Here is a 25,736-nt window from a genome sequence, read left to right as displayed (position 1 = left end):
ACGATTCATTAGTTAAAAGGAGTGTATATGTCCTTAACTGAAAGATTAGAAATAAAAAATTATATAGGCCTCACGGGGGATAAGCCGATTCGATTCATCGCATCTGATGTAGATGGCACCTTGGTAAACGATGCAAAGGCGATTCCTGAGGATGCCATTGAGGCGATTCGTGCAGCTCGTGAAAGCGGCATTCGCGTAGCCATTGCTTCTGGCCGCGCTTGGAATGAGATGAATGATGTCATCGAAAAACTTCCATGCTTACGTTATTTCATGTGCACCAATGGTGCCTATGTGATGGACAAGGATGAAAACCGCAGTCTATTCCACGTAAATTTTGATAAGGAACAAGCTCTACACTTGTTACGCAAACTATTAACCTATGGCGTATATGTAGAGGCCTATGTGAAAGACCAAATCTTTGGCATGTATCCGCCATCTAGATGTATTACACCTGAACGCTTAGGAGTATGCGCTAGCGAGCGCAATGAAGGAGATAAAAAGGGTTCGCATGGCATAATGGATAATCATCTGCCCAATACTAAAAATCAGATTTCTGGTATAGGAGACACTCGTCTACCAGGGGCAACTTATGCTCACTATGCATTAGCGGAAGGCAACGAAGCAGTAAAAATAAACATGTCTGAATGTGAAATAGAGCAGTCTAATTTCTTCTTTAGACCTAATATTCGTCCATTTATCTTGGCTACGCGGACAATGGTATGTGATTTGTTAGCTCATATGGAAGCCTTAAATGAAGGTCCAGAGAAAATTCAAATCTTCTACGGTGATGAGCCGATGCGTCAGCGTATCTTGCAAGACTTACGAGATGAATACCAAGGTCTGTCCCACGATGGCACAGGTCGTGAACGTTTTTATGATGTATTGCTCTCTAGTGAAGGCAATCTAGAATTCGTGTTGCCCCACACTACAAAGGGCACTGCTGTAGAAGCCTTGGCAAAACATTGGGGCTTAAGTCCCGATGAGGTGATGACACTGGGGGATAGCGAAAATGATCTATCTATGTTACGCTTTGCGGGTGCAGGCGTAGCGATGGGCAATAGTAAACCGAACATTAAAGAAGCGGCACGATACGAAACGACAGATAATAACCACCAAGGCGTGGCAAAGGCTATTTACTCGGCTATTGCGTATAATAGTGAAGTAAATAAGAAAAAATAATTATAATAGCTGTTGTTGTATTGAAATATTATGAATATATTTTTGAGCTAGCGTGATGTTTGTGATCTTATATATTTAAAATATGAATCCTACTACTTAAAAATAGATAATATTAAGTTTGGCACAGATAAACAGTACATAGGAGGTGATGTATAATGGGAAATCTAAAGTTTAATATTGACGATACTTGCGTTAAATGTGGCGCTTGTGCTGAGGATTGTCCTGTTCAATGCATCACCGAAGGTAAGACTCGATTTATCATCGGGAAAGGCTGTATCGGTTGCGGCGACTGCTATTCCATCTGTCCTGTGGGGGCCGTAAAAATGTATAAACGAGAGGCTCCTAAAAAGTGATAGCCAGATATCTTTCGGTATTGTTAGCAAATTGACTTATATACGGAAAGCTCCTAAAGCGTGATAGATAGAAATCCGAACATTATAAAGTTATTTATAATTTACATACGGAATATATGGAGTCGTTATACTTCCTATGGTATAATAAAATGTAATGAAAAATTAGCGTTTAGCTCGGAAAAACGCGCCCCAGTACAGAAATGTATGGGCATAAAAAATAGTGAATATACTTTCACAAATAGATGCATATGGAGGAAGGCATGGAAAACAAGGAATTTGTAATTGTTGTTGACTTTGGTGGTCAATATAATCAATTGATCGCGCGCCGTGTTCGTGAAAATCACGTATACTGCGAAGTATATCCATACAACAAAGCGCTGGAAAAAATTAAGGAATTAAAACCGCAAGGTATTATCTTCACAGGCGGTCCTAACAGCGTGTATGAAGAAAACTCTCCAAAAATTGAGAAAGAGATTTTTGAACTTGGTATTCCTATTCTTGGCATGTGCTATGGTATGCAATTTATGGCGCATACATTGGGTGGCGCAGTTAAATCTGCGGACAACCGTGAATTCGGTAAAACACCTACTAAAGTGAACACTACATCTCCATTGTTCAAAGGCTTGGAAGAAGACCAAGTTGTTTGGATGTCTCACGTTGACTATGTAGCAAAGGTTCCTGAAGGTTTTGAAATCGTAGCACATACGAAGGATTGTCCTGTTGCATCCATGCAAAATAAAGAACGTAAACTATATGCTATGCAATACCATGCAGAAGTGTTGCACACTGAACATGGCAAAGAAATGCTTCACAACTTCTTGTACGAAGTATGTGGTTTCACAGGTACATGGACAATGGCAAACTATGCAAAAACTGCTATTGAAGACATCCGTAAAACCGTTGGTGACGGCAAAGTATTGTTAGCATTGTCTGGCGGTGTAGATAGCTCCGTTGCAGCAGCTCTTATTTCTAAAGCTGTAGGTGACCAATTGACTTGTATCTTCGTTGACCACGGTTTGATGCGTAAAAACGAAGGTGACGAAGTTGAAGCAGCTTTCAATGATTCCGGTATGCATTTCATCCGCGTCGATGCGGAAAAACGTTTCTTAGATAAATTGGCTGGTCTTGAAGATCCTGAAGCGAAACGTAAAGCTATCGGTGAAGAATTCATCCGCGTATTCGAAGACGAAGGCCGTAAAATCGGTTCCGTTGACTACTTAGCGCAAGGTACAATCTACCCTGACGTTATCGAGTCCGGTACCGGTGAAGCAGAAGTTATCAAATCTCACCACAACGTAGGCGGCTTGCCTGCAGTAGTAGACTTCAAAGGTCTTATCGAACCATTGCGCAACCTCTTCAAAGACGAAGTACGTGAACTTGGTTCCGAATTAGGTTTGGCTGATTACCTCGTATGGCGTCAACCATTCCCAGGTCCTGGTCTTGCTATTCGCGTAATGGGCGAAATCACTAAAGAGAAACTCGACATCTTGCGTGATGCGGACTACATCTTCCGTGACGAAATTGCAAAAGCTGGCCTTGATCGTAGCATCAACCAATACTTTGCAGTATTAACATCTACACGTACTGTAGGCGTTATGGGTGACTTCCGTACATACGATTACACATTGGCATTGCGTGGCGTAACAACAACAGACTTCATGACTGCTGACTGGGCCCGCATCCCTTACGACGTATTGGACACAATCTCCCGTCGTATCGTAAACGAAGTACAACACATCAACCGTATCGTGTACGATATTACATCTAAACCACCTGCTACAATTGAGTGGGAATAATAAGAACAAATAATTCAGGCTATAAATTTGCTAAAATATGGCCTCCCATCATACCCCCTTTACTGGACAACCACTAAAGGGGGTATTTTCATTAGAGATAGTTATGAATATAAAAGGAAAGCAATTGAACTATTATAAAAGTAACAAAGAGGGCTTATACTCGTTTGGTTTCAATTTTAGTCTCAGATAGATTTTGTAGGTTATAAATAGAGTAGGAGTAACAATATCCTATAATAATTAATAGACGATTTAATTTGCTCATATATTGAGTTCATAGGACAGATAGCTAAATATTTTTAAAGAATATACAATAGTAATAATATAATATATTATAATATATAAAATAACTTCATAAACTTATAAAAAAGGAGTGAGAATGTGAAAGCTAATTACAATGGATTGTGGAAAATTTTAATAGATAAGAATATGAATAAAAAAGAGCTAACCGAAGTTTGTGAATTATCTCCTGCAACAGTAGCTAAAATGGGCAGAGGCGAGTTTGTTAGTATGGAGGTTTTATATCGTATTGGAACGAAACTAGATGTCGATTTTGGAGATATGGTTTCGATTTTAAAGCAGGACAAATAAATAAATCCTGAGGTGAAGTAAAGATGCTTCGAAAATAATTGTGAATTATATATTTACACTTCAAAATGATTGAACTTTATGCAAGGTGAATAAAAATCAACTTGTTGTACAGTATAACTAGAATAAGGAAAAAATAGAAAGTTTTATACCAGAAGATAGAGGATAAAACTTTACTTATGCGTCTATTAAATAAAGTGAGGTAGAAAGGGATGTCAGACTTAACTAAGGGTAATAATGAAATAATACAAAGATCAGAGTTGCATAGAAAAATTTGGGCTATTGCTGATGATGTTCGTGGTGCAGTAGATGGTTGGGATTTTAAACAATATATTTTAGGAATTTTGTTTTATAGATTTATTTCTGAAAATATTACTGAATTTTTTAATTCTGCCGAGCATGAAGCTGGTGATTTAGAATTTGATTACGCTGAAATTTCTGATGAAGAAGCAGAGCAGGATTTTAGACCAAATACAGTTGAGGATAAAGGCTTTTTTATATTACCAAGCCAACTATTTAAAAATGTTGTTAAAACAGCTAAGAATAATGAAAATTTAAATACAGATTTAGCTAATATATTTAAAGCAATTGAAGAAAGTGCAGTAGGATTTGCATCGGAAGATGATATTAAAGGTCTATTTGAAGATGTGGATACAACTAGTAACCGTTTAGGAGGAACGGTAGCAGAAAAAAATAAAAGATTGGCAGATATACTAACAGGTATAGCTGGAATTAATTTTGGGAATTTTCAGGATAATGAGATAGATGCCTTTGGCGATGCGTATGAGTATTTGATTTCAAAGTATGCGAGTAATGCAGGAAAATCCGGTGGAGAGTTTTTTACCCCACAAACAGTTTCGAAACTTTTGTCAAGACTTGTTATGGATGGAAAAACTAATATTAATAAGGTATATGACCCTACATGTGGCAGTGGAAGTTTATTGCTTCAGATGAAAAAGCAATTTGATGAACATATTATTGAGGAAGGATTCTTTGGACAGGAAATTAATATGACTAACTTTAACTTAGCTCGTATGAATATGTTTCTTCACAATGTGAATTATAATAATTTTTCAATTAAAAGGGGCGATACTCTAATCAATCCTTTACATAAAGAAGAAAAACCGTTTGATGCTATTGTTTCAAATCCTCCTTATTCAATTAAATGGGTGGGAGATACTGATCCAACTTTAATAAATGATGAAAGGTTTGCACCAGCAGGGAAACTAGCGCCAAAGTCGTATGCTGACTATGCTTTTATCATGCATTCATTATCGTATCTTTCGAGTAAAGGTAGGGCGGCAATTGTTTGTTTTCCAGGGATTTTTTATAGAAAAGGTGCTGAAAAAACTATTAGGCAATATCTTGTAGATAATAATTTTATTGATTGTATTATCCAACTCCCAGAAAATCTTTTCTTTGGAACAACAATAGCTACTTGCATTTTAATTATGGCAAAGAACAAGATAGAAAATAAAATATTGTTTATTGATGCGAGCAAAGAATTTAAAAAGGAAGCCAATAATAATATTTTAGATGAAACAAATATTGAGGTAATCATTGATGCGTTCAAAAATAGAACAGAGAAAGAATACTTTTCTAGATATGTTGATAAGGAGGATATTCAAGAGCGTGATTATAATCTTTCTGTTTCAACCTACGTGGAAAAAGAAGATACCAAAGAAGTTATCGATATAAAAGTACTAAATAAAGAAATTGAAGAAACCGTTAAGAAAATAGATAAACTAAGAAGCTCAATAGACGAAATTGTAAAGGAGCTTGAAAATGAGTAAAATAGATGAGCTATTAAAAAATGAAAAGGTTGAATGGAAAAAAATAGGGGAGATAAAAGAAGTAAAAGTAATCTCACCAAAAAGGAAAATTAAAAAAAATGAGTATTTAGAAGAAGGTCTTTATCCAATAATAGATCAAGGTCAAAAATTTATTGTTGGATATACCAATGATATTAATGCTATTTTTGAAAGGTATTCGTATGTGATATTTGGAGATCACACAGAGACTTTAAAATATGTTGATTTTCAATTTGCCCAAGGGGCAGATGGGATTAAAGTATTAAAAACAGATGAAACTTATTTATATTCTAGATATTTATATTATGCAATTTTAAATTTTTATGAAAAGATGGGGGAATATAAAAGACACTTTTCTTTTTTGAAAGAAACCCTAATACCGATTCCATCTATAGAAACACAGAAAAAAATTGTAAAAATACTTGACAAATTTACGAATTGTGTTTCTGAATTACAGGCTGAATTACAGGCTGAATTACAGGCTAGAACTAAACAATATGAGTACTATAGAGATATGCTTTTAAGTGAAGAGTATCTTAATAAACTTTCGGAAGAGTTGGAGTGTTTATCCCAAAAAGAATATGTATTTAAAACCGTTTTCATTGAGGAAGTTGCAAAAATTAAGAATGGGAAAGACTGGAAATCTTTAGGAGAAGGAAATATTCCTGTATACGGTAGTGGTGGTAAAATGGGTGTTTATGTAGATCAACATGCATATGATAAACCTTCTGTTTTGATACCCAGAAAAGGCTCAATAGAAAATGTGTTTTACGTAGATGAACCATTTTGGAATGTAGATACTATTTTCTATACAGAAATAAACGATAAAAAAATTATACCTAAGTATTTTTATTACTTTATAGAAAATTACGATATTAGTAAATTAAGTACAGACTCTACAAGACCAAGTCTTACACAATCCATTTTAAATAAGGTAAAAATAGATTTACCACCATTGGAAATACAAAATAAAGTGATCCAGATTCTTGATAGTTTTCAATCCTTACTTTCTGATACAAAAGGTTTGTTGCCACAGGAAATTGAACAAAGACAAAAACAATATGAATATTATCGTGAAAACCTCTTGACATTTGATATTGTAGGCGGAACAATTTCTAGACAGACAGACAGACAGACAGACAGACAGATAATTTCTAATAGTTATTTTGTATTATTAAAAGAAGCGGCAGATATAGTTGGTATTAAGCTATTTGACGTTGAATGGAAGGCATTGGGGCGGTTAGGAGTATTTGAAAATGGAACAGGAATGCCTAAAAGCTTATTCACTGATAATGGAACTGTTGGAGCAATTCATTATGGACATATTTATACAAAATATAATCTGTTTGTAGAAAATCCAATCGTACGTATTGATAAAAATGATATGAAAAAACTTAAAAAAGTTAATTATGGTGATTTGGTTATTGCAAAAACTTCTGAAAATATAGAAGATGTAATGAAAACTGTGGCATACTTAGGTAATGAAACTGTCGTCACTGGTGGTCATGCAGCAATATTTAGACATAATGAAAATCCCAAATATCTTTCATATGTTTTTAATGGAGCAAATTATTTATTAAGTCAAAAGAATAAGTTAGCAAAAGGTGTCAAAGTTATTGAAATATCAATAATGGATATGGAAAAGATAAAAGTACCACTACCTTCTCTACAAGTTCAAGAATATATCGTTTCAATTCTTGATAAGTTTAATGATTTAATAAATGATGTTTCTATAGGTATACCAAAAGAAATAGAATTACGGCAAAAACAGTATGAATACTATAGAGATAAGTTGTTAGACTTTAAGAGCAGTAATTAAGAGGTGAGAGGAAAGTATGGAAGAGTATAGTTCTTTAGCAGAAATAGCTCAAAAAATTAAAGATTCTAATAAGAAAGTTACTTTATTGTACGCTTTCAATGCAACTGGAAAGACAAGATTATCAATGGAATTTAAAAGTTTAGTTAATAATCTGGAGGATGATGAAGATATAAAGCATATAGTTTATTATAATGCTTTTACGGAAGATTTATTTTCTTGGGATAATGATTTAGAAAATGACAATGAGAGGAAGCTTAAAATCAATAAAAACTCCAGTTTTATTGATTTGGTAGAACGACAAGGAAAAGAAAAAGAGATCGCAGAGAGATTCAAAGAATTCACTTCTTCAAAGATTGAACCTAACATCGATACAAGTATAGGAGAAATTACCTTTAGTTTACCTACCGGAGACGAGGAAGCAGTTGAAAATATTAAAATATCTAAAGGTGAGGAAAGTATCTTTATTTGGACTGTATTTTTTGTTCTAATGGAAACAATTATAGCAGAGTTAAATATTGATGAAATCAGTGATAGAAGTACAGATGAATTTAATGCTATACAATATATTTTTATAGATGATCCAGTTACCTCTTTAGATGATAATCACCTTATTCAGTTGGCTATTTCTTTGAGGGAACTAATAGCTAATTCAAAGTCTGCTGATTTAAGATTCATAATTACAACTCACCATGCGTTATTCTATAATGTTTTATTCAATGAATTTAAAAGTGAGAGACGTATAAACGATAATAAAAAAGAGTATCGTTTATTACAAAGAAATGAAAATAGTTACTCAATGGATAAACAAAATGATACACCATTTGGATATCATTTATTTATTAAAAGAATAATTCAGAAGGCAATAGATGATAATGTTGTTGAGAGATATCATTTCATGTTATTTAGAAATTTGCTGGATAAAACGGCATCTTTTCTTGGCTATAATAATTGGGGAGATCTACTTTTAGTAGAGGGTATGTCTGATGAGGATAGAAAAGGATATATTCGATTTATTAACTCGGCATCGCATAATAAAGTTTCAGACTTGGAGGCAAAAGAATTAAAACCTAACGAGAAAAATCTATTAAAGTTGCTCTTTGAAATTTTTAAGAGAGAATATAAATGGAAGGAGTAAATTAGATGTCAGAAGAAAAAGTAAAGTATAGTACATCTACAATTGCCGAAATGACAGGCGGAATTATTTTAGCTAATTTTGAAAAAGACCTTCAAGTTAGAGAAACTGCATATCAAAGTGAAGCTGAACTCGAAAGACAAATGATTGAAAATCTAGTTTCGCAGGGGTATGAGAGGCTTATAGTAAAATCGAATGATGAATTATATATAAATTTAAAAATCCAAATTGAAAAGCTAAATGGAGTTTCTTTTACAAATGAAGAGTGGGCCAGGTTTTTACTTGAATATTTAGATGTTCCAAATGATGGGATGATTGAGAAAACACGAACAATACAAGAGAATTACATCCATGATTTTATTTTTGATGATGGCCATTTGAAAAATATTAAGATTATTGATAAGAAAAATATCCACAATAATTTTCTACAAGTCGCAAATCAGATTGTTGGAGAAGGAAAAAATCGAAATCGCTATGATGTAACAATTTTAGTAAATGGGTTACCGCTTGTCCATGTGGAACTAAAAAAAAGAGGCGTGAATTTACATGAAGCCTTTAACCAAATTCATAGATACAGTAAAGAAAGTTTTAATAGTGAAAACTCATTATATAAGTATGTTCAGATATTTGTTATCTCTAATGGAACTTATACTAGATATTTTGCCAATACAACAGCACAGGATAAAAATAATTATGAGTTTACCTGTGAATGGGCAGATGCTAAAAATAAGGTAATTTGTGATCTAGAGGATTTTACTAAGACCTTTTTTGAAAAGCGTGTTATTCTAGAAGTGCTTACAAAATATTGCGTATTTGACGTTAATAACACACTCCTTATTATGCGACCATATCAAATTGCGGCTACTGAACGAATTTTGTGGAAGATAAAATCAAGTTATGAGGCGAAAAAAGCCGGGAGACCCGAAGCGGGCGGCTTTATTTGGCATACGACAGGTTCTGGTAAGACGCTCACTTCTTTTAAAGCTGCAAGGCTTGCTACAACATTGGATTATATTGATAAGGTATTTTTTGTGGTAGATAGAAAAGATTTAGACTACCAAACACTGAAAGAATATCAAAGATTTCAGCCGGATAGTGTAAATGGGAGTAAAGATACAAAAGAACTGAAAAGATGCATTGAAAGAGATGATAATCGTATTGTAGTTACCACGATTCAAAAATTAAATGAATTTGTAAAAAGAAATCCTACTCATGATATTTATGAAAAAAATTGTGTTCTTATATTTGATGAATGTCATCGTTCTCAATTTGGAGATGCACAGAAAAATATAAGGACATTATTTAAGAAACATTACCAGTTCGGATTTACGGGCACGCCAATTTTTCCAGAAAATTCGCTTGGCGGAGATACAACATCAGGTATATTTGGGGCACAGCTTCACAGTTACGTTATTACCGATGCTATTCGTGACGGCAAAGTTTTAAAATTCAAAGTGGATTATAATAATATTACACCGAAATTTAAAACTGCAGAGAAAGAGGAAGATGAAAAGAAATTAGCCAAACTGGAAAATAAAATGCTGCTTCATCCTGAAAGAATTACTGAGATTACAAAGCACATTCTTAATGTTTTTGATATGAAAACACATCGTAATGAGTTTTATGATTTGAAACATAGAAGACTTAACGGGTTTAATGCAATGTTTGCTGTACAAAGTGTTGAAGCAGCCAAATTATATTATGAAGAATTTGAAAGACAACAAAGCAATTTACCTGAAGAAAAAAGACTGAAAATAGCCACAATATACAGTTTTGCAGCCAATGAGGAGCAAAGAGCAATCGGAGAAATATCAGAAGAGGACTTTGATGTTTCTGCTATGGAATCAACGGCAAAAGAATTTTTAGATAAGGTAATCACTGACTATAATAGTTACTTTAAAACCAATTTTTCTACCAATGGTAATGAATTTCAAAATTATTACAAGGATTTGTCACTTAAAGTGAAAGATAAACAAGTTGATTTGCTTATTGTAGTAGGAATGTTTTTAACAGGCTTTGATGCACCTACATTAAATACTTTATTTGTTGATAAAAATCTTAGATATCATGGGCTTATTCAGGCGTTTTCAAGAACAAACCGAATTCTGAATAAAGTAAAGACATTTGGTAATATTGTTTGCTTTAGGGATTTGGAAAAAGCTACAAAAGATGCAATAAAGACATTTGGCGACGAAAACAGTGTAAACATCATTTTGGAAAAGAGCTATGAAGAATATATTCATGGATTCAAAGATGAAGAGACAGGCAAGGTTGTTAAGGGGTACACCGATATATGTAATGAAATAATATCTAAATTCCCAGAGCCGACCGAAATTATATTAGAAGCGGATAAAAAAGAATTTGCAGAGCTTTTTGGGGAGCTATTGAAAGCCGAGAATATCCTGAAAAACTTTGATGAGTTTGAAGAGTTTGAAAAAATTATTTCAGACAGGCAGATGCAGGATATGAAAAGTGTCTATGTTGATATCAGGGAAAACATTATAAATTTAAAGAACTATGAAAATTCTGAAGGAGAACAAATTGATTTTTCTGATATTGAGTTTCAAATTGATTTGCTTAAAACAGATGAAATAAATTTGGACTATATTTTGGCCTTGATACTGGAAAAATCTAAAGAAAATGATGATGTGGAAAGCTTAAAAGTAGAAGTTCGAAGGGTAATAAGATCAAGTCTTGGCACAAGGGCAAAAGAAGAATTGATTATGGGCTTTATCAACAGTACAAGATTGTCTGAGCTGAAAAATACTGATGATATTCTTGAGTCATTCTATAGTTTTGCAAAGAAGGAGAAGGAGAATAATATAATATCTTTAGTTGAAGAAGAGAACTTGAAAGAAGACTCAAAACGATTTATAGAAAAGGCTATAAGTAAAGGATATGTCGAATATGCAGGGGATGAGCTAGACCGTATTATTCCACCGACTTCACGTAGATTAGGAGCAAGGGAAAAGAAAAAAGAATCGGTATTAGAAAAGATTAGAAAAATTGTGGAAGTTTTTGTTGGGATTTAAACCTTACATTAGTGTTGTATTTTCATTTAAATGTATTGTTTTGATAGGTACGTGATATAAACTGAAGTTAAAAGATCAGAATGAGTTGATATTAGAGTGCTCTGAAATTATGAGTAATATGATTTTTATAAATGGTTATCTGAAGAATTAAGTATTAGAATACTGAGCAATAATATACGCTTGGCATGACGGCTATAAATAAAAATATCCTTATTGCTTTTTACCATTTTAATTTAGAATGGTAAAGAAGCAAGATTAAATATCAATGTATATTAGAGGAATTAAAGTACAAGACTACAAAAGATATCTCAATTTTTCTAGTGGAAATTGGTATTTATAAGAAGGGTGATTCTTTTCTCTTAACTAAATTTGAGATCATAGAGATGTCTACCAATTTTAAGCTAAAAAGATTTTATCTATCTGATGTTAGTTTGTAAAATCGAGGATCTATGAAAATAACAAAGTCTTTTGGCAACCATTCCAAATATTCTCTCCACGATGCAAGGGTACAGAAAATAGAATACGTAGACGATAATTTGATCCTTACTTTTGAGTATATTTTCTCTTATGAGAATGGTGTTGAGCAAACTCATAAGGCTCAAGTCGTATTTGAGACGTGCGATATAGATTTTTTTGAAATTCTCGTGTTTAATAATACAATACTAGATACTTTCACAGGTAAAAGAATTGAGTTACCTCAGTATCAGCAGGATTATAGTGAAAGTGAATTTGAGGTTATTACGGAGACCTATAATTGGGGACACGCTGTATTCCAGGGTTGGTTATGGACCGAAGGGAACCCCGTACACTGTATAATGAACATATACTTTAAAGGTGATATGGTATATGTAGTTGAATGAGGCCCGAAATGAGTAATTTAAATTTTACTATTTGCTGTACAGTTACTTTCTTCAGCAAGAAAAGAAGAACTCCACCTAATTTAAATAATGGAATGTACTATCCTCATTTTGTTATAAAAGGTACTGAGTCTTGGTATAAATCTTATGGTAGTAAAGATGTCATCTTTGATAAACAAATATGAGGTAATATGTTGTTAGTTTTTGAAATTGTAAATTATTTTGTTCTAAAAGCAGGTACGGAGTTCTTTATTATGGAAGGTGTTAATTCTGTAAGGACGTAAGAATATGAAAACTTTAAAAGAATTTTTAGATAGCCCTATATATTTAGATATTATAGAGGAATTCGGACCTGATAACTTTAATAAAGAACTACAAAGTATAGAAATTCAAGAACTAAGAAATCGATTGAATCAAAGGCAATTCTTATTAGAAGGGTTTAATTGCAAGTTATATTCTGAGAAAGAGTTAGTGCAGTTTTTCGAGCAATTAATAGAATACAATCGTAAAGAACTGATTCTTTGGAGTAAAGCCTTTTGGCAATACAGTGATGAAACTTGGGAAGAATATTCTGATGGTGAATTTCCAAAAGGCGAGGAATTAGATATAGAAGATAAATCAACTATACTTGAGATAGGAAAATATTCTATAACGAGTATTGCTATGTATATGATTGAATTTGATATTTTGAAAAATCATACAGAAATATTAGGAGATTACTATAAACGAATGCATCTTCCTGATGCAGTGAAATACGCACGAGAAATTAAAGGGCTTTATAAAAGTCTTTTTTGTTAAAATATATAATATAGTTTTAGAAGATAAGGAAATTTTTAAAAAGGTTCTAGATTGATTAGATAATCTTAACATAGAGCAATTTAGTTTTTCCTCGGATATACTTTAAAGGTGATATGGTATATGTAGTTGAATGAGGCCCGAAATGAGTACTTTAGATTTTACTATTGGCTGTACAGTTACTTTCTTCAGCAAAAAGAGAAGAACTCCACCAAATTTAAATAATGGAATGTACTATCCTCATTTTGTTATAAAAGGTACTGAGGAATATCTTGGTATCAACTTTATTGATGGTGAAGATGTCATCTTTGATAAACCAATTCAAGCTAACGCTTTACCAGTATATGAAACCGTAGATTATTCTGCTATACAAGCAGGTGCAGAGTTCCTCATCATGGAAGGTGGAAATATTGTTGGTGAAGGGATTGTAAAAGAAATCTTTCAACATAAACCATATGGGAGTAAATAACTATGGGCTATAAAAATGTATGTGTAAACTGCCGGATCTCTTTGTCGGAGGGTACAAACTACGAGTTGTTTAATACCAATAAAACCTGTCCCACATGCAAAGGTAAGATGTATTTTGTGAACGAGAAGTTCAAAGCCCCTAAAAAATCTAATGACAAAGAATGGAAGATTATCGAGTATTTGTTGTTGAGCGGCTATGACTTCCGAAATCCTTATTGTGGACATGAGCATTGTATTTATTTTGAATTCCCTAAGAATCTACAAGAGGCAGAAGAGTTTAAACGTAAAATGAGGAATTTAGACTAAGTCAGGAGGTTTCGTATGGCACCGCAAGTTACAGATTTTTCATTCTGGAATGAAATGTGGAAACAAAGTTATTATGATCGTGAGAAAGGGATTCGGGCGAATCCATTATTAGAGTATTGGGACAAGCGATCCAATGATTTTTCTCTTATGCGTAAAAGCAATGACTACGACTTTGGTCGTAAGGTGTACGCTGCTTTGAGTAGTGTGTTAAATCCTGATTCTACCATTCTAGATATAGGTGCAGGCCCTGGGTCTTTTACTATTCCATTTGCACAGCACATACAGTCTGTTACTGCTATTGAGCCGTCAAAGGGCATGGTGGCAGTCCTTAAAGAAAATGCCAAAGAATTAAACGTTGAGAATATTAACATCATTGAAGAAATGGTACAGGACTTACCTCAAGATGGATCTCTTGACTCCCAATTTGATGTAGTGGCTATTTCTTTAGTACTTTGGATGTTTCCTGATGTGTGGCCTCGAATTTTACAAATGGAGCAATACTCAAAAGGCTATTGTGCAATCGTAGCTGGCATTCCTGATTGGAAGAATCCTCGGGAAGCTAGCAAATCTGATGTACAGGAGTTTCAAATTCTGTATAATATGTTACTTTCACAAGGGCGCTCACCTAATGTAAGTATCATTGATTATAGATGTGAACGCACTGTAGAAGATGAAATCGAGTGCCGAAAGATCATATACGAACAGTACTATGGAGATTTAACGCTAGCAGCAGAGGAACAAATCAAGAAAGAAATCATAGCCAAATCTAAGGACAATAAATGCTTGATTTCCTCTCGGTCTGCTATAATTTGGTGGAATCCTAAGGAAGTTGTGTCACACACCTAAGATATAGTTGATAAATGGATTAGAAAAGGCAGTAGCATGATTAATATCGTTAAGGGCGATAGGGCGATTACCTATACCGAAGAAAAAAGCTTTACCCCTCAGCAGGTAGCAGAACTGTTTTTATCTGTTCGTTGGGTGGTGGGAAAATATCCGGACCGATTATACAAGGCTTTGATGAACTCCTCGCGCGTGATTTCTGCTTGGGATGGAAATCGTTTAATAGGTCTTATTCGCATCATGGATGATAGCGAGCTGGTGTGCTTCATAAACTATGTGCTAGTTCATCCTGATTATCGGGGCCAAGGTATTGCAGGGCACTTGCTTGAAATGGTGAAAGACGCTTACAAATCGTATTTGTACATCAATGTTATGATTGGTGAAAGCAAGAATGCGACCTTTTACGAGAAACATGGTTTTAAAGTAAAAGAAAATTTCTTACCGATGCAATATCGCAATGTACCTAAATATACGAAAAAGTAAATAGAGACAAAGGCTACACAAGATCAAGGTGCCGATTTAATGATATAGTTTATAAATTAAATGGGGACATTACTAATCAATGTGTAGCCTTTGTTGTTTAAACAGTATATACTTAAATGAGTAAATTAATACATCGTGTGTTTATTGTATAGAGTGGGAGGTATTATAAGTATGTTTTCTTGGTTAAAAAATCTTTTTTCTTCTAATAAAGAATCTCTTGATTCTCATACGAGCGTAGATGCTACAAAGTCTGTCGAGCTAAATTCTGATTTATCGGATGATGAACTGGATCCTTGTACAATTGGGTGGGATGCGATTACTGCAGAATGTGAACGTGTATATCCTGGTCAAACAGATCCTATGCATTTTGGAACATTGATTAGCTGGCGGCTTGGTGGCGATAGTCCTCTTGATGGTATCAGTGTGTATGATGATGGAGATAATTGGCACTTTGTAACATATGGTTTGTCCGAGCTGTATGAAAAGGATAGCGAAGATCCTACAATCAGTGGTTACGGCATGGAGTTTACTTATCGTTTAGATAAAGCAAGTGCCAACGATGATGAGATCAGAAGTGTTTGTGGTGTATTACAACAAATTGCAAAACTTACTTTTACTGCTGGAGAAATTTTTAAACCTTATGAATATCTTTATAGTGGGCAAACAGAGGGCATAGACTCAAATAATAGTTCCAATATTGTTGGCTTTATTACTATTCCTGATGCTAAATTGCAAACTCTTGATACTCCTAATGGCAAATTAGAATTTGTAGAGTTCATCGGTGTGACTAACGAAGAATTACTTGCTGTAAAAGATAAGAAGATGACAGTACAAGAATTATATGAGTTGTTGGGGACTGATGCAACATCTTATAATAGAAATCCGGTTCTTGAGTATAATGGTGCTGAGTAATAACTATTAGTAATATTAAAGAAATTAATTGGTAAAAAGAGATTCAAGAACATTTAATCTTGATTGGATTTTGATAAAATAAGCTGAAAGCCTTGCATAATAGCAGGCTTTCTTTTTTTCATTAATAGTGATATAGCGAATATTAATTATAGACTTACCCCTATGGGTTTATTGACACTGTATATCCCGCATGCTACGATGAGGAAAATCACATATGATTGGGTTAGGTGTCTATTGACTTAATAGAGAATTTGGTACAAGCCAAAGCGGTCACGCCACTGTAACAGCGAGGTACTTTGCATAGAGGGTGAAATGCTCTCGGTCACTGAAGTTTTTGGGAAGGCGCAAAGTAACGTTGAACTGGAGCCAGGAGAACTGCCTAATTAACAATTGCCAATTGACCTGCGAGAGACAGGGATGGGGATTAATATAGATGGATTTATACTAGCTATGCATAGTTGAAAGCTCATACTATATGCTAGCTTATTAGGCGTGGTAGTTAGTCTAACTGAGATGACAGCCCGTTTCCTCTTCGTGGGGAAACGGGCTTTTTATGTGCACTTATAGTGATAGTTTTAGTTTGAGAGAAGAGAGGTATTTCATGGTTAAACAGAAAAGAAAATGTATGGCTTACATAGCCACGGTTTTCCTCCTAATTGTTAGTATGCTCATCGCTGCATGTGGAGGTCCTAGTGAGACAAAGAAAGATACGGCGCAAAATAACAAGCCAATCGAAATCACAGACGTAACAGGACGTACGGTAACGCTTAAAAAGCCAGCAGAGAGAGTTGTCTTACAGTGGAGTGGTGCTGGTGGTCCATTCTTTACGATTTCCGCACTTATGGGCAAGGATACGCCAAAGGTTATCGCCGGTATGGATACATCTTTGCAGGATTACAGGGCGGATATGTGGAAACACTTCACTACGGAAATGCCTGAGCTAGCTAAGATTCCAGTAGTGGGTACAGTCGGTGATAAAACATTTAATGCTGAGCAAGTTGTGGCATTAAATCCAGATGTTATTTTTATCCCTGTTGATTTGAAAGATCAGTACGAGTCTGATGCAAAAGCAAAAATGGATGCTGCTGGTATTCAGACTATTTACATAGATTACCATGCAGAAAAACTGGAAAGTCATCAAAAATCCATTGAAGCTATTGGTAAAGCTTTAGGTAAAGAAGAACGTGCTGCAGAGATTAACAAGTTCTATACAGAGCGTGTGACAAGAGTTCTCGATCGTGTTAGTAAAATTAACAAACCAAAACCAACAGTTTATCTTGAAGTTGGTATGAATGGTCCGGAAGAATTTGGTAATTCCTTTAGTAGTAATTACTCTTGGGGGGCATTAGCTACTATGGCTGGTGCTGATGTCATCACCAAGGATGTTATTAAGAAAACGTCTCCTATTAATCCAGAGTTTATACTTGAGAAAAATCCAGATATCATAATGATCATGGGTTCTTACTGGCCTAAGAAACCAACCTCTATGCGTTTAGGTTTTGAAGCAACCGAAGCATCGTCTCAAGAGTTGTTGAAAGCTTTCACCATAGAACGTCAAGGTTGGAGCGAATTAAAAGCTGTTGAAAATAAACAAGTTTACTCTGCGCACCACGGTCTTCCACGTGAAGTCTTTGATGCAGCCGTATTCGAATATTTAGCAAAAACCTTCTATCCTGAAGAGTTTGCGGATGTAGATCCTGAAGCTACGCTTAAAGAGTTCTATGACAAATTCTTGCCATTCTCTTATAGTGGCATCTGGTTTATGCATATGAATTAGGGTTGTGTTGTGTGTGAAGGAGCTGATGATGTAAAACCCAAATAAATGCTGTTATATATTGTGTTTATTAGAACTTATTAAGTTTGGAATCGAGGTATTCTATGGTTAAGAAAAAGAAATTTATGGCTTATTTAGCCACAGTTTTTCTACTGATTGTTAGCATGCTCCTGACTGCATGTGGTGGCCCTGGGGATGCAAAAAAGGATGCAGCTCAGACTGGTAAATCTATTGAGATTACAGACGTAACAGGTCAAAAGGTTACGTTGAAAAAGCCAGCAGAACGCGTAGTAGTTCAATTGAGTGCTTCTGGTGGTGCGTTCTTGACTATGGCTGCGTTGCAAGGCAAAGATGTGGCTAAGACTATTGTTGGTATTGACCCTTATTTGAGTAAATTGCGTACAGATATGTGGGATCGCTACAAATCTGAAGTGCCAGAGTTGGAAAAAATTCCTCTCATTGGTAACGTAAATGACAAAACATTTGATGTGGAAAAAGTAATTTCCTTAAACCCAGATGTTATTTTCATGCCTTTATATTTCAAAGATCAATATGAAGCTGATTACAAACCTAAAATCGATGCAGCTGGCATTCCTACTATCTATATCGATTACCATGCGGAAAAGCTTGAAAATCATCAAAAATCTATCGAAGCTATCGGTAAAGCATTGGGTAAAGAAGAGCGTGCAGCAGAAATCAACAAGTTCTATACTGACCGTTTAACAAGAGTTATGGATCGCATTAGCAAAATCAATAAACCAAAACCAACTGTTTACATTGAAACAGGTAACGAAGGTCCAGAAGGTTTAGGTTTTGCATATAGTGCAAACGTAGCCTGGGGCGCATTAGCAACGCAAGTTGGTGGCGATCTTATTACCAAAGATGTAGTTCAAAAAGCAGGCCCTGTTAACCCAGAATTTATTTTAGAAAGAAACCCAGATATCATCATGATCATCGGTTCCTACTGGCCTAAGAAACCGACTTCTATGCGTTTAGGTTTTGATACAACTGAAGCTAAATCTCAAGAATTGTTGAAAGCTTTCACCACAGAACGTCAAGGCTGGCCTGAATTGAAAGCCGTTCAATCTAAAAACGTATTCTCTACTCACCATGGTTTACCTCGTGAAGTATATGACGTTGCAGTATTCGAATACTTAGCTAAAACATTCTATCCTGAGGAATTCAAGGATGTAGATCCTGAAGGCACACTTAAGGAATTCTATGATAAATTCCTTCCATTCTCTTACGGTGGCGTTTGGTTTATGCATTTGAACTAAAAAGGGGTTTTGTATAGTGACAGAAACTAACAACCAGTACGATTATAAGAAACAGAGTTATAAAAAACTATTGTTCATTATTATCGGATTGATCATTTGTGCGGTAAGTTTTGTTACCGATATTATTGTAGGTCCTGCATCACTTACGTTAAGTGATGTATGGCTCGCATTAACAGACCCAGTAGAGGTTTCCAAAAACGCATATGTTATCATTTGGTCGATTCGTATTCCGACGGCCATTATGGCGTTGCTCGTAGGTGCTTCTTTGGGCATTGCTGGTGCTGGCATGCAGACTATCCTTGATAACCCGTTATCTAGCCCGTATACACTTGGTATATCAGCAGGGGCTGGTTTCGGTGCATCTCTCATGGTCGTTGTAGGCGCTAGTGCATTAGAGTTTTTAGGCGTCTTTATGGTTCCATTCGGCGCCTTCGTATTTGCTAGTTTGACGAGCTTCTTTATCTATTCCATCAATAAGATTAAGAATTTCTCCTCTGAAACGATGATTCTCGCTGGTATCGGCATGATGTTCTTGTTCCAAGCGCTTCAATCCTTGATGCAATATATGGCATCTCCTGAGGCCCTTCAAAACATCGTATTCTGGACGATGGGGAGTTTAGCTAAGGCAAATTGGGTGAACATCTCTATTGTTCTTATCGTGCTAGCAATCATGCTTCCGCTTATGATGCGTGAATCTTGGCGTTTAACAGCATTAAAATTAGGCGATGAAAAGGCTTCCGGTCTTGGTGTTAATGTTGAAAGCTTACGAGTAAAAGTGTTTGTTTTCATCTCCATCATTACAGCCGTTGCTGTTTCTTTCGTTGGAACCATTGGTTTTATCGGTATTGTAGGACCACATATTGCACGTATGCTTGTGGGTGAGGATCAACGGTATTTCTTACCTCTCTCTGCAGTGTGTGGTATGGCGATTTTGTCTCTCGCATCTATTGCGAGTAAGATGCTCGTTCCTGGGGCGATGTTCCCAATCGGTATTGTGACGGCAATCATCGGTGTACCTTTCTTCTTCTCGTTGGTATTGACTAGGAAAAGGAGCTATTTCAAATGATTGAAGTTCATAATCTAACCTTTGGTTATTCCGCTACGGAAGACGGACAAATCTTAAAGGGCGTTGATTTTGCTGCTAAAACAGGTAAATTGACTGCGCTCATTGGTACTAACGGTGCTGGTAAATCTACACTTTTAAAAACAATTATGGGTATCTTGAAAGGCAAGGGCGAGATTTCCGTTAATGGTAAACCTGTATCTCAATATTCTACAAAGGATTTTAGTAGTACAGTGAGCTATTTGTCTCAAGATAATGACTGTAAAGTCAATCTATCTGTTTTTGAAGTCGTTATGCTAGGGCGCATGGGATCCATGTCCTTCCGCGTAAGTGATGAGGATATTGCAGCCACACAAGAGGTATTGGAACGGTTGAACTTACAGCGCTTTGCATCGCGCAGCATCATGGAGCTCAGCGGTGGTCAACGCCAACTTGTGTTCATGGCACAAGCCCTTGTAAAAGAACCTAAAATCTTAATTCTTGATGAACCGACAAGTGCTTTAGATTTGCACAAGCAATTTGATTTGTTAACATTGCTAAAAAATCTGACTCAAGAAAATGATTTTACAACACTCGTAACATTGCATCATCTTGATCTGGCGGCTATGTTCGCAGATGAAATCATCGTGCTCAAAGAGGGTAGAGTATACGCTCAGGGCGCACCGAAAGACATCTTTACAGAAGCCATGATGGAAGATGTATATCGTGTTAAAACAAAAATTTATATCGATGACAATGGGCTACCTCATGTTATTCCATTAGAAGCTATTATTAATTAATAGGATTCTTTGTGATTGCGTTGAGCTTATTATAGTGTTGGTACTATCTGTTATAGATAGTCATTGACGTGAATCCAGTTATTAATAGGATGTAAGACTATTAGTTAAAAATAAAAGAGGCTGAAATCTTTGCAGAGCAGCATTGATTTCAGCTTCTTTTTGTTGGGAAAAGTATTGGTATTGTATTTAAATAATCTCTTTAACCTGTGCTATACCCTTATCAGTAAGCACGTAGTGTCCATTTGTCACATATAATAGACCTTGTTTCTTTAGCTGTGAAGCAGCTTGATGCGTATAGTCAGGTCTCCAGTTCAAATGCTCGTGAATGGTACCGATGCCGTTTTCAATGTGCGCAATAGGTGTATCCATATGCGTATAAATGTGGCACAGCATCATCGTTTCTCGATAGTGACGACGCAAATGACGTTGACGGCGGTATGTGGCGATATAGCCTGTCTTTGGTGTTGCAATAACAGCGATAATCAGTGCGATACCGATGGTGGTTGCAATAGAACCCGCGATGGATACGTCCATGGTGAAAGATACTTCCGTACCGACGACAGCACAGATAATACCGATGATGATACTGCTAGTAAGCATGGCTTTCACAGAGTCCGTCCATAAATAAGCGATGACCGCAGGCCCAATCATGAGGCCGATGACGAGAATGGCACCTACCGCTTGGAATGAGGCTACAACGGTGAGGGATACCATGGTCATCAGCACGTAGTGGATGAGGGCAGGCATAAAGCCGAAGAGCCCTGCTAGTAGCGGATCAAAAGTAGATAATTGCAATTCCTTGTAGAATAGCATGACTAAAATTAAATTGATGAGCGCCACGCCTAGAGAAATCCATAGTGATACAGGCCCCAGGTCGGTGCCGTTCACAATCCATCGATCAAAGGGTGCAAAGGCTATTTCGCCGAGCAATGCGGTATCTACATCGAGATGAGCGTTACCGCTGTATAGGCTGACTAGAATGATGGCGATAGAGAATAGAAGAGGGAAGATGATGCCGATAGACGCATCTTCGTTGACAAGTCCCGTATTGTGTATCATTTCTGTAAGCCATACGGTGCCTACACCAACTAAGGTAGCCCCGACGAGTAGAAATGGAGAGTTTAAATCTTCCGTCATAAAGAAAGCGAGCACGATGCCGAGAAATACGGTATGCGTAATGGCATCGGCCATCATGGACATGCGGCGCAATACGAGGAAGACCCCAGGGATGGCACATGCGATGGATACCGCAATGGCAATGAGCAATATCTCTGTATGAACTGTCATGGGGCACCTCCTATGTGAGGTTGTGCGTCCTCTGCTACGTAAATACTTTGCTGTGCATTGGATTTGGGAGCCCTTGTGGTTTCTAACAATAATGCGTGCTTTGACTGTCTATTTTTACGGAACTGCCAGAGCATACCTCTGTTAGGAGCAAAGATGAGACTCAATAATACGAGAATCGATAAAATGACGATGATAGCTGGACCTGTCGGTAATTTTGGGATCGATGTACTCCAGATAGTACCGCCGATGGCGGATATCATGCCGAAAAATCCTGCTAATATACACATGGTGCCCAGTTTATTCGTCCACTGTCTTGCCCCAACGGCGGGTGCAATGAGGAGAGAGCTAATCAAGATAGCCCCTACCGATTGAATACCGATGATGATGGTCATGATCAATAATGAACGATATAAAATAAGGGTGAAAGTGACGGGAATTTGTAGTGTTTTGGCGTATTCCACATCGAAGGAGATGAGCTTTAACTCCTTCCAGAATAATGCGGTTAATACGATGATGATGAGCGCCGCTGCAGATGTGATGTACACATCGCGCGCTAATATGGTGGCTGCCTGTCCAAATATAAATTTTGAAAGCCCTGCTTGACCAGCATTGTTTAAGCTTTGTACATAGGTGAGCAATACCATACCAAGCCCAAAGAAAGCGGAGAGTATGGTCGCTAAAGCGCCATCAAATTTGATTTTGCTGTTTTCTACGGTGATGGTAATGAGCCAAGCCGCAGTGATAGAGGATAGGGCAGCACCTGCGATGAGAACTTCGATGTCCTTGATGCCCGTCAGCAAGAAGGCAATGACCACACCGGGTAGTGCCGCATGAGATAGGCCGTCACCGATGAGGCTTTCCTTGCGAAGTACCGCAAAGGTACCAGCGATACCGCTAGCGAGGCCTAATAACGCCGTGCCGAGCAGTACCATTTGCGTCGTATAGGATTGGAGTATGGTCATACAATCCTCCCCTTGCCATAGGTGCGCTCAATAGCTTCGTCTGTAAACGTATCTGCTACAGGGCCATAGGCGACAGTTTGTTTGTTTACCATCGTTACCCAATCGAAATATTGGGGCACCGTATTTAAATCGTGGTGGACGACGATAACCGTTTTGCCGCGAGCTTTCATTTCTTGTAAAAGCGAAATAATAGCATGCTCTGTGGTTTTATCGACGCCCTTGAAGGGTTCGTCCATGAGGTAAATATCTGCCTCTTGGACGAGGGCTCTTGCGAGGAAGACGCGTTGTTGTTGTCCCCCTGAAAGCTGGCGAATTTGTCTGTTCACATAGTCGCTCATACCCATTTTTTCAATCATAGAGAGGGCGAGTTCCTTATCCTTTTTGTTAGGTCGCTTGAACCAACCTAGATGACCATAACGACCCATGAGTACTACATCTAGTACGGTAGTGGGAAAGTCCCAGTCTACGCTACCACTTTGAGGAACGTAGGCGATTTTCTTGTAATCATTTTTGTCCATTGCTAAGTGGTGATCGATATAAAATTTTACACTTCCTGAGATAACTGTTAGTAGGCCGAGCATGGCCTTTAATAATGTGGACTTACCGGCACCATTAGGGCCGACAATGGCCGCTAAGGAACCGATGGGTACCTTCATATCTACGTCCCATAATACGGGTTTTGTTGTATATGCTACGGTCATATCTTCAACTTCAACGGCCCATTCCATGGAAACCTCCTTGTATTAATGAGTGCCACTAGCAGAAAGTTGCTAGTAGCACTTGTACTTACAATAATAAAGTAAACTTAAGTCAATCTAATTTAGTATAAGTAAATTTACTTTGTTGTATTCAATTAAGAAATTCTAATAAATGATTATTTAAGTGCTTTGGTAATTGTATCAATATTAGCTTTCACCATACCGATATATGTGCCACCCTCAGTACCTTCGGAGCCGAGAGAGTCAGAGTATAATTCGCCGCCGATGGATACGTTCCAACCTTTAGCTTTGGATGCCTCTTGAACGGCTTCAATTGTTTTGTGTGGTACAGAAGACTCTACGAAGATGGCTTTAATCTTGTGGTCTACGATGAATTGAACGAGGTTATTCATATCTTGTGTACCTGCTTCTGTGGCAGTGCTTACACCTTGCAAACCTTTTACTTCAAAACCGTACGCACGAGCAAAGTATTGGAATGCATCGTGAGCTGTTACAAGTACGCGAGATTCTTTTGGAATAGATTCTGCTTGAGCTTTAACGTACGCATCAGTTTCATCTAATTTAGTAAGGTATGCGTCATAGCGTTTTTGGTAATCTTCTTTATGAGCCGGATCGGCTTTAGCAAGACCTTCGTATACTGCTTTTGCTGCCAGCTTCCAGTTAGCAACGTCAAACCAAATATGAGGGTCTTTTGTTTTTACACCATCTTCTTCGTCAAAGTCGAGCAATGTAGCTGGATCAATGGCATCAGATACGCGGATGGTCGCTTTATTTTGCTTTGTTAGATTATCAAAAATGGAGCCCATTTTACCTTCCAAGTGAATGCCGTTGTATACTACAACATCCGCCTTAGACATAGCTGTTACATCGCCTGCGCTAGCTTGATATAAGTGAGGGTCTACACCAGGTCCCATGAGACCTTGAACGGTTACATGGTCACCGCCGATTTCTTTTACTAAATCCGTTAACATCGTCGTTGTAGCTACGACATTAAGTTTTTTCTGACTATCTTGGGCTGTGTCCTTTCCGCAGCCTGCAAGGGCAAATACTATAAGTGCTAATGATACGACGACTAATAAAATTCGATTAAATTTCATAATAAGCCTCCTTTTTTATAGATACTAAATTTAAAAACATTAATGACTTTGTTTGAGAGAAATATTTTGTTCTAATAATGAAATAATTTGAAGAAGGAGAATATCTCTCTGAATTTAAACGGAAAAATAGCCGCTACTAACGTAGCGGCTAGTGGCAGTTATACAGTCTTCTGCTAAGGTCAAAATAATCTAGGGAATAAGTGCTTGTAGATGGCTAGGCCCAACGAGGGCAACGATACCAAGTACCATCATGACCTTCATTTGAATACGCTTTCTACGTCTCATGATGAACCTCCTTTGTGTAGTTTTTTGTCATATCAACTAGATATGTGAGTCCGGACAGTTATCTTGAATTCAATATATCATAAATGAGAAATTTTATCAATAATAATTTATTCTTTTAATAT

At 36.6% G+C, this 25,736-nt stretch carries 23 protein-coding genes and 1 riboswitch; of the genes, 19 read left to right on the top strand and 4 right to left on the bottom strand.

Annotated elements, in window-relative coordinates; translation table 11 throughout:
• The first annotated feature begins 27 nt into the window (after positions 1-27).
• The 19 genes from KHY58_RS07705 to KHY58_RS07615 all read left to right on the top strand — a co-directional run bounded on the left by KHY58_RS07705 (position 28) and on the right by KHY58_RS07615 (position 21,264).
• Complete coding sequence (locus KHY58_RS07705; protein ID WP_278472825.1) at positions 28-1,179, top strand: HAD hydrolase family protein; 1,152 nt, start codon at positions 28-30, stop codon at positions 1,177-1,179.
• A 155-nt stretch (positions 1,180-1,334) separates the two neighbouring features.
• Positions 1,335-1,532: a DUF362 domain-containing protein gene (locus tag KHY58_RS07700; protein WP_004697904.1), complete on the top strand. Its 198-nt coding sequence runs from the start codon at positions 1,335-1,337 to the stop codon at positions 1,530-1,532.
• Between the two features lie 260 nt (positions 1,533-1,792).
• Positions 1,793-3,328 carry a glutamine-hydrolyzing GMP synthase gene (gene guaA, locus KHY58_RS07695; protein ID WP_278472824.1) on the top strand — a complete coding sequence of 512 codons (1,536 nt, stop codon included), beginning with the start codon at positions 1,793-1,795 and terminating at the stop codon, positions 3,326-3,328.
• Between the two features lie 378 nt (positions 3,329-3,706).
• Complete coding sequence (locus tag KHY58_RS07690; RefSeq protein ID WP_278472822.1) at positions 3,707-3,916, top strand: helix-turn-helix domain-containing protein; 210 nt, start codon at positions 3,707-3,709, stop codon at positions 3,914-3,916.
• Positions 3,917-4,125: 209 nt separating this feature from the next.
• Positions 4,126-5,706, top strand: coding sequence for a type I restriction-modification system subunit M (locus KHY58_RS07685; protein WP_278472819.1), 1,581 nt, complete (start codon positions 4,126-4,128; stop codon positions 5,704-5,706).
• Positions 5,699-7,543, top strand: a complete 1,845-nt coding sequence (locus KHY58_RS07680) for a restriction endonuclease subunit S (RefSeq protein ID WP_278472817.1) — start codon at positions 5,699-5,701, stop codon at positions 7,541-7,543. Before KHY58_RS07685 ends, KHY58_RS07680 begins: the two co-directional genes overlap by 8 nt.
• A 16-nt stretch (positions 7,544-7,559) precedes the next feature.
• Positions 7,560-8,678 carry an AAA family ATPase gene (locus KHY58_RS07675; protein ID WP_278472814.1) on the top strand — a complete coding sequence of 373 codons (1,119 nt, stop codon included), beginning with the start codon at positions 7,560-7,562 and terminating at the stop codon, positions 8,676-8,678.
• A 5-nt stretch (positions 8,679-8,683) separates the two neighbouring features.
• On the top strand, positions 8,684-11,707 hold the full coding sequence (locus tag KHY58_RS07670) for a type I restriction endonuclease subunit R (protein WP_278472812.1): 3,024 nt from the start codon (positions 8,684-8,686) through the stop codon (positions 11,705-11,707).
• Between the two features lie 449 nt (positions 11,708-12,156).
• A complete protein-coding gene (locus tag KHY58_RS07665) occupies positions 12,157-12,567 on the top strand; it encodes a hypothetical protein (protein ID WP_278472809.1) in 411 nt (136 codons plus the stop codon).
• Between the two features lie 285 nt (positions 12,568-12,852).
• Positions 12,853-13,362, top strand: coding sequence for a hypothetical protein (locus KHY58_RS07660; RefSeq protein WP_278472806.1), 510 nt, complete (start codon positions 12,853-12,855; stop codon positions 13,360-13,362).
• Positions 13,363-13,504: 142 nt separating this feature from the next.
• Entirely contained in the window at positions 13,505-13,828 is a 324-nt protein-coding gene (locus KHY58_RS07655) for a hypothetical protein (protein ID WP_278472804.1), read from the top strand.
• 2 nt (positions 13,829-13,830) lie between these two features.
• Entirely contained in the window at positions 13,831-14,133 is a 303-nt protein-coding gene (locus KHY58_RS07650) for a hypothetical protein (RefSeq protein WP_278472802.1), read from the top strand.
• A gap of 15 nt (positions 14,134-14,148) precedes the next feature.
• The gene (locus KHY58_RS07645; RefSeq protein ID WP_278472800.1) at positions 14,149-14,979 is read left to right on the top strand and encodes a class I SAM-dependent methyltransferase; all 831 of its coding nucleotides are present in this window, start codon (positions 14,149-14,151) and stop codon (positions 14,977-14,979) included.
• A 36-nt stretch (positions 14,980-15,015) separates the two neighbouring features.
• Positions 15,016-15,459 carry a GNAT family N-acetyltransferase gene (locus KHY58_RS07640; protein ID WP_278472798.1) on the top strand — a complete coding sequence of 148 codons (444 nt, stop codon included), beginning with the start codon at positions 15,016-15,018 and terminating at the stop codon, positions 15,457-15,459.
• 171 nt (positions 15,460-15,630) lie between these two features.
• The gene (locus KHY58_RS07635; protein ID WP_278472796.1) at positions 15,631-16,371 is read left to right on the top strand and encodes a suppressor of fused domain protein; all 741 of its coding nucleotides are present in this window, start codon (positions 15,631-15,633) and stop codon (positions 16,369-16,371) included.
• 208 nt (positions 16,372-16,579) lie between these two features.
• A riboswitch (cobalamin riboswitch) is annotated at positions 16,580-16,768 on the top strand.
• Positions 16,769-16,972: 204 nt separating this feature from the next.
• Positions 16,973-18,148: an ABC transporter substrate-binding protein gene (locus KHY58_RS07630; RefSeq protein WP_278472794.1), complete on the top strand. Its 1,176-nt coding sequence runs from the start codon at positions 16,973-16,975 to the stop codon at positions 18,146-18,148.
• A gap of 101 nt (positions 18,149-18,249) precedes the next feature.
• Entirely contained in the window at positions 18,250-19,422 is a 1,173-nt protein-coding gene (locus tag KHY58_RS07625; RefSeq protein WP_278472792.1) for an ABC transporter substrate-binding protein, read from the top strand.
• A gap of 16 nt (positions 19,423-19,438) precedes the next feature.
• The gene (locus KHY58_RS07620; protein ID WP_278472790.1) at positions 19,439-20,488 is read left to right on the top strand and encodes a FecCD family ABC transporter permease; all 1,050 of its coding nucleotides are present in this window, start codon (positions 19,439-19,441) and stop codon (positions 20,486-20,488) included.
• Positions 20,485-21,264 (top strand): ABC transporter ATP-binding protein, encoded by a 780-nt coding sequence (locus KHY58_RS07615; protein WP_077708003.1) that lies wholly within the window; start codon positions 20,485-20,487, stop codon positions 21,262-21,264. The genes KHY58_RS07620 and KHY58_RS07615 overlap by 4 nt, the downstream gene beginning before the upstream one ends.
• Positions 21,265-21,450: 186 nt before the next feature.
• Here the strand turns inward: KHY58_RS07615 and KHY58_RS07610 are convergent, their stop codons facing one another.
• The 4 genes from KHY58_RS07610 to KHY58_RS07595 form a co-directional block, all read right to left on the bottom strand.
• A complete protein-coding gene (locus tag KHY58_RS07610; RefSeq protein ID WP_278472788.1) occupies positions 21,451-22,551 on the bottom strand; it encodes a metal ABC transporter permease in 1,101 nt (366 codons plus the stop codon).
• Positions 22,548-23,513, bottom strand: a complete 966-nt coding sequence (locus KHY58_RS07605) for a metal ABC transporter permease (protein WP_278472786.1) — start codon at positions 23,511-23,513, stop codon at positions 22,548-22,550. The genes KHY58_RS07610 and KHY58_RS07605 overlap by 4 nt, the downstream gene beginning before the upstream one ends.
• The gene (locus KHY58_RS07600; protein WP_278472784.1) at positions 23,510-24,241 is read right to left on the bottom strand and encodes a metal ABC transporter ATP-binding protein; all 732 of its coding nucleotides are present in this window, start codon (positions 24,239-24,241) and stop codon (positions 23,510-23,512) included. The genes KHY58_RS07605 and KHY58_RS07600 overlap by 4 nt, the downstream gene beginning before the upstream one ends.
• A 146-nt stretch (positions 24,242-24,387) precedes the next feature.
• Entirely contained in the window at positions 24,388-25,329 is a 942-nt protein-coding gene (locus KHY58_RS07595) for a metal ABC transporter solute-binding protein, Zn/Mn family (protein WP_008603086.1), read from the bottom strand.
• Between the last annotated feature and the right edge of the window lie 407 nt (positions 25,330-25,736).

Origin of the sequence: Veillonella parvula (genome assembly GCF_018366295.1) — a bacterium.
Taxonomy (GTDB): Bacteria; Bacillota; Negativicutes; order Veillonellales; family Veillonellaceae; genus Veillonella; species Veillonella parvula_P.
This window is presented reverse-complemented; position numbering and strand designations above follow the sequence as displayed.

What these genes read in the sequence shown, in the direction of transcription:
- KHY58_RS07700 (WP_004697904.1), top strand. Translation starts at nt 1,335, where the DNA reads ATGGGAAATCTAAAGTTTAATATTGACGATACTTGCGTTAAATGTGGC.
- KHY58_RS07670 (WP_278472812.1), top strand. Translation starts at nt 8,684, where the DNA reads ATGTCAGAAGAAAAAGTAAAGTATAGTACATCTACAATTGCCGAAATG.
- KHY58_RS07665 (WP_278472809.1), top strand. Translation starts at nt 12,157, where the DNA reads ATGAAAATAACAAAGTCTTTTGGCAACCATTCCAAATATTCTCTCCAC.
- KHY58_RS07640 (WP_278472798.1), top strand. Translation starts at nt 15,016, where the DNA reads ATGATTAATATCGTTAAGGGCGATAGGGCGATTACCTATACCGAAGAA.
- KHY58_RS07705 (WP_278472825.1), top strand. Translation starts at nt 28, where the DNA reads ATGTCCTTAACTGAAAGATTAGAAATAAAAAATTATATAGGCCTCACG.
- KHY58_RS07645 (WP_278472800.1), top strand. Translation starts at nt 14,149, where the DNA reads ATGGCACCGCAAGTTACAGATTTTTCATTCTGGAATGAAATGTGGAAA.
- KHY58_RS07615 (WP_077708003.1), top strand. Translation starts at nt 20,485, where the DNA reads ATGATTGAAGTTCATAATCTAACCTTTGGTTATTCCGCTACGGAAGAC.
- KHY58_RS07605 (WP_278472786.1), bottom strand. Translation starts at nt 23,513, where the DNA reads ATGACCATACTCCAATCCTATACGACGCAAATGGTACTGCTCGGCACG.
- KHY58_RS07685 (WP_278472819.1), top strand. Translation starts at nt 4,126, where the DNA reads ATGTCAGACTTAACTAAGGGTAATAATGAAATAATACAAAGATCAGAG.
- KHY58_RS07680 (WP_278472817.1), top strand. Translation starts at nt 5,699, where the DNA reads ATGAGTAAAATAGATGAGCTATTAAAAAATGAAAAGGTTGAATGGAAA.
- KHY58_RS07600 (WP_278472784.1), bottom strand. Translation starts at nt 24,241, where the DNA reads ATGGAATGGGCCGTTGAAGTTGAAGATATGACCGTAGCATATACAACA.
- KHY58_RS07655 (WP_278472804.1), top strand. Translation starts at nt 13,505, where the DNA reads ATGAGTACTTTAGATTTTACTATTGGCTGTACAGTTACTTTCTTCAGC.
- KHY58_RS07595 (WP_008603086.1), bottom strand. Translation starts at nt 25,329, where the DNA reads ATGAAATTTAATCGAATTTTATTAGTCGTCGTATCATTAGCACTTATA.
- KHY58_RS07625 (WP_278472792.1), top strand. Translation starts at nt 18,250, where the DNA reads ATGGTTAAGAAAAAGAAATTTATGGCTTATTTAGCCACAGTTTTTCTA.
- guaA (WP_278472824.1), top strand. Translation starts at nt 1,793, where the DNA reads ATGGAAAACAAGGAATTTGTAATTGTTGTTGACTTTGGTGGTCAATAT.
- KHY58_RS07660 (WP_278472806.1), top strand. Translation starts at nt 12,853, where the DNA reads ATGAAAACTTTAAAAGAATTTTTAGATAGCCCTATATATTTAGATATT.
- KHY58_RS07635 (WP_278472796.1), top strand. Translation starts at nt 15,631, where the DNA reads ATGTTTTCTTGGTTAAAAAATCTTTTTTCTTCTAATAAAGAATCTCTT.
- KHY58_RS07675 (WP_278472814.1), top strand. Translation starts at nt 7,560, where the DNA reads ATGGAAGAGTATAGTTCTTTAGCAGAAATAGCTCAAAAAATTAAAGAT.
- KHY58_RS07650 (WP_278472802.1), top strand. Translation starts at nt 13,831, where the DNA reads ATGGGCTATAAAAATGTATGTGTAAACTGCCGGATCTCTTTGTCGGAG.
- KHY58_RS07610 (WP_278472788.1), bottom strand. Translation starts at nt 22,551, where the DNA reads ATGACAGTTCATACAGAGATATTGCTCATTGCCATTGCGGTATCCATC.
- KHY58_RS07630 (WP_278472794.1), top strand. Translation starts at nt 16,973, where the DNA reads ATGGTTAAACAGAAAAGAAAATGTATGGCTTACATAGCCACGGTTTTC.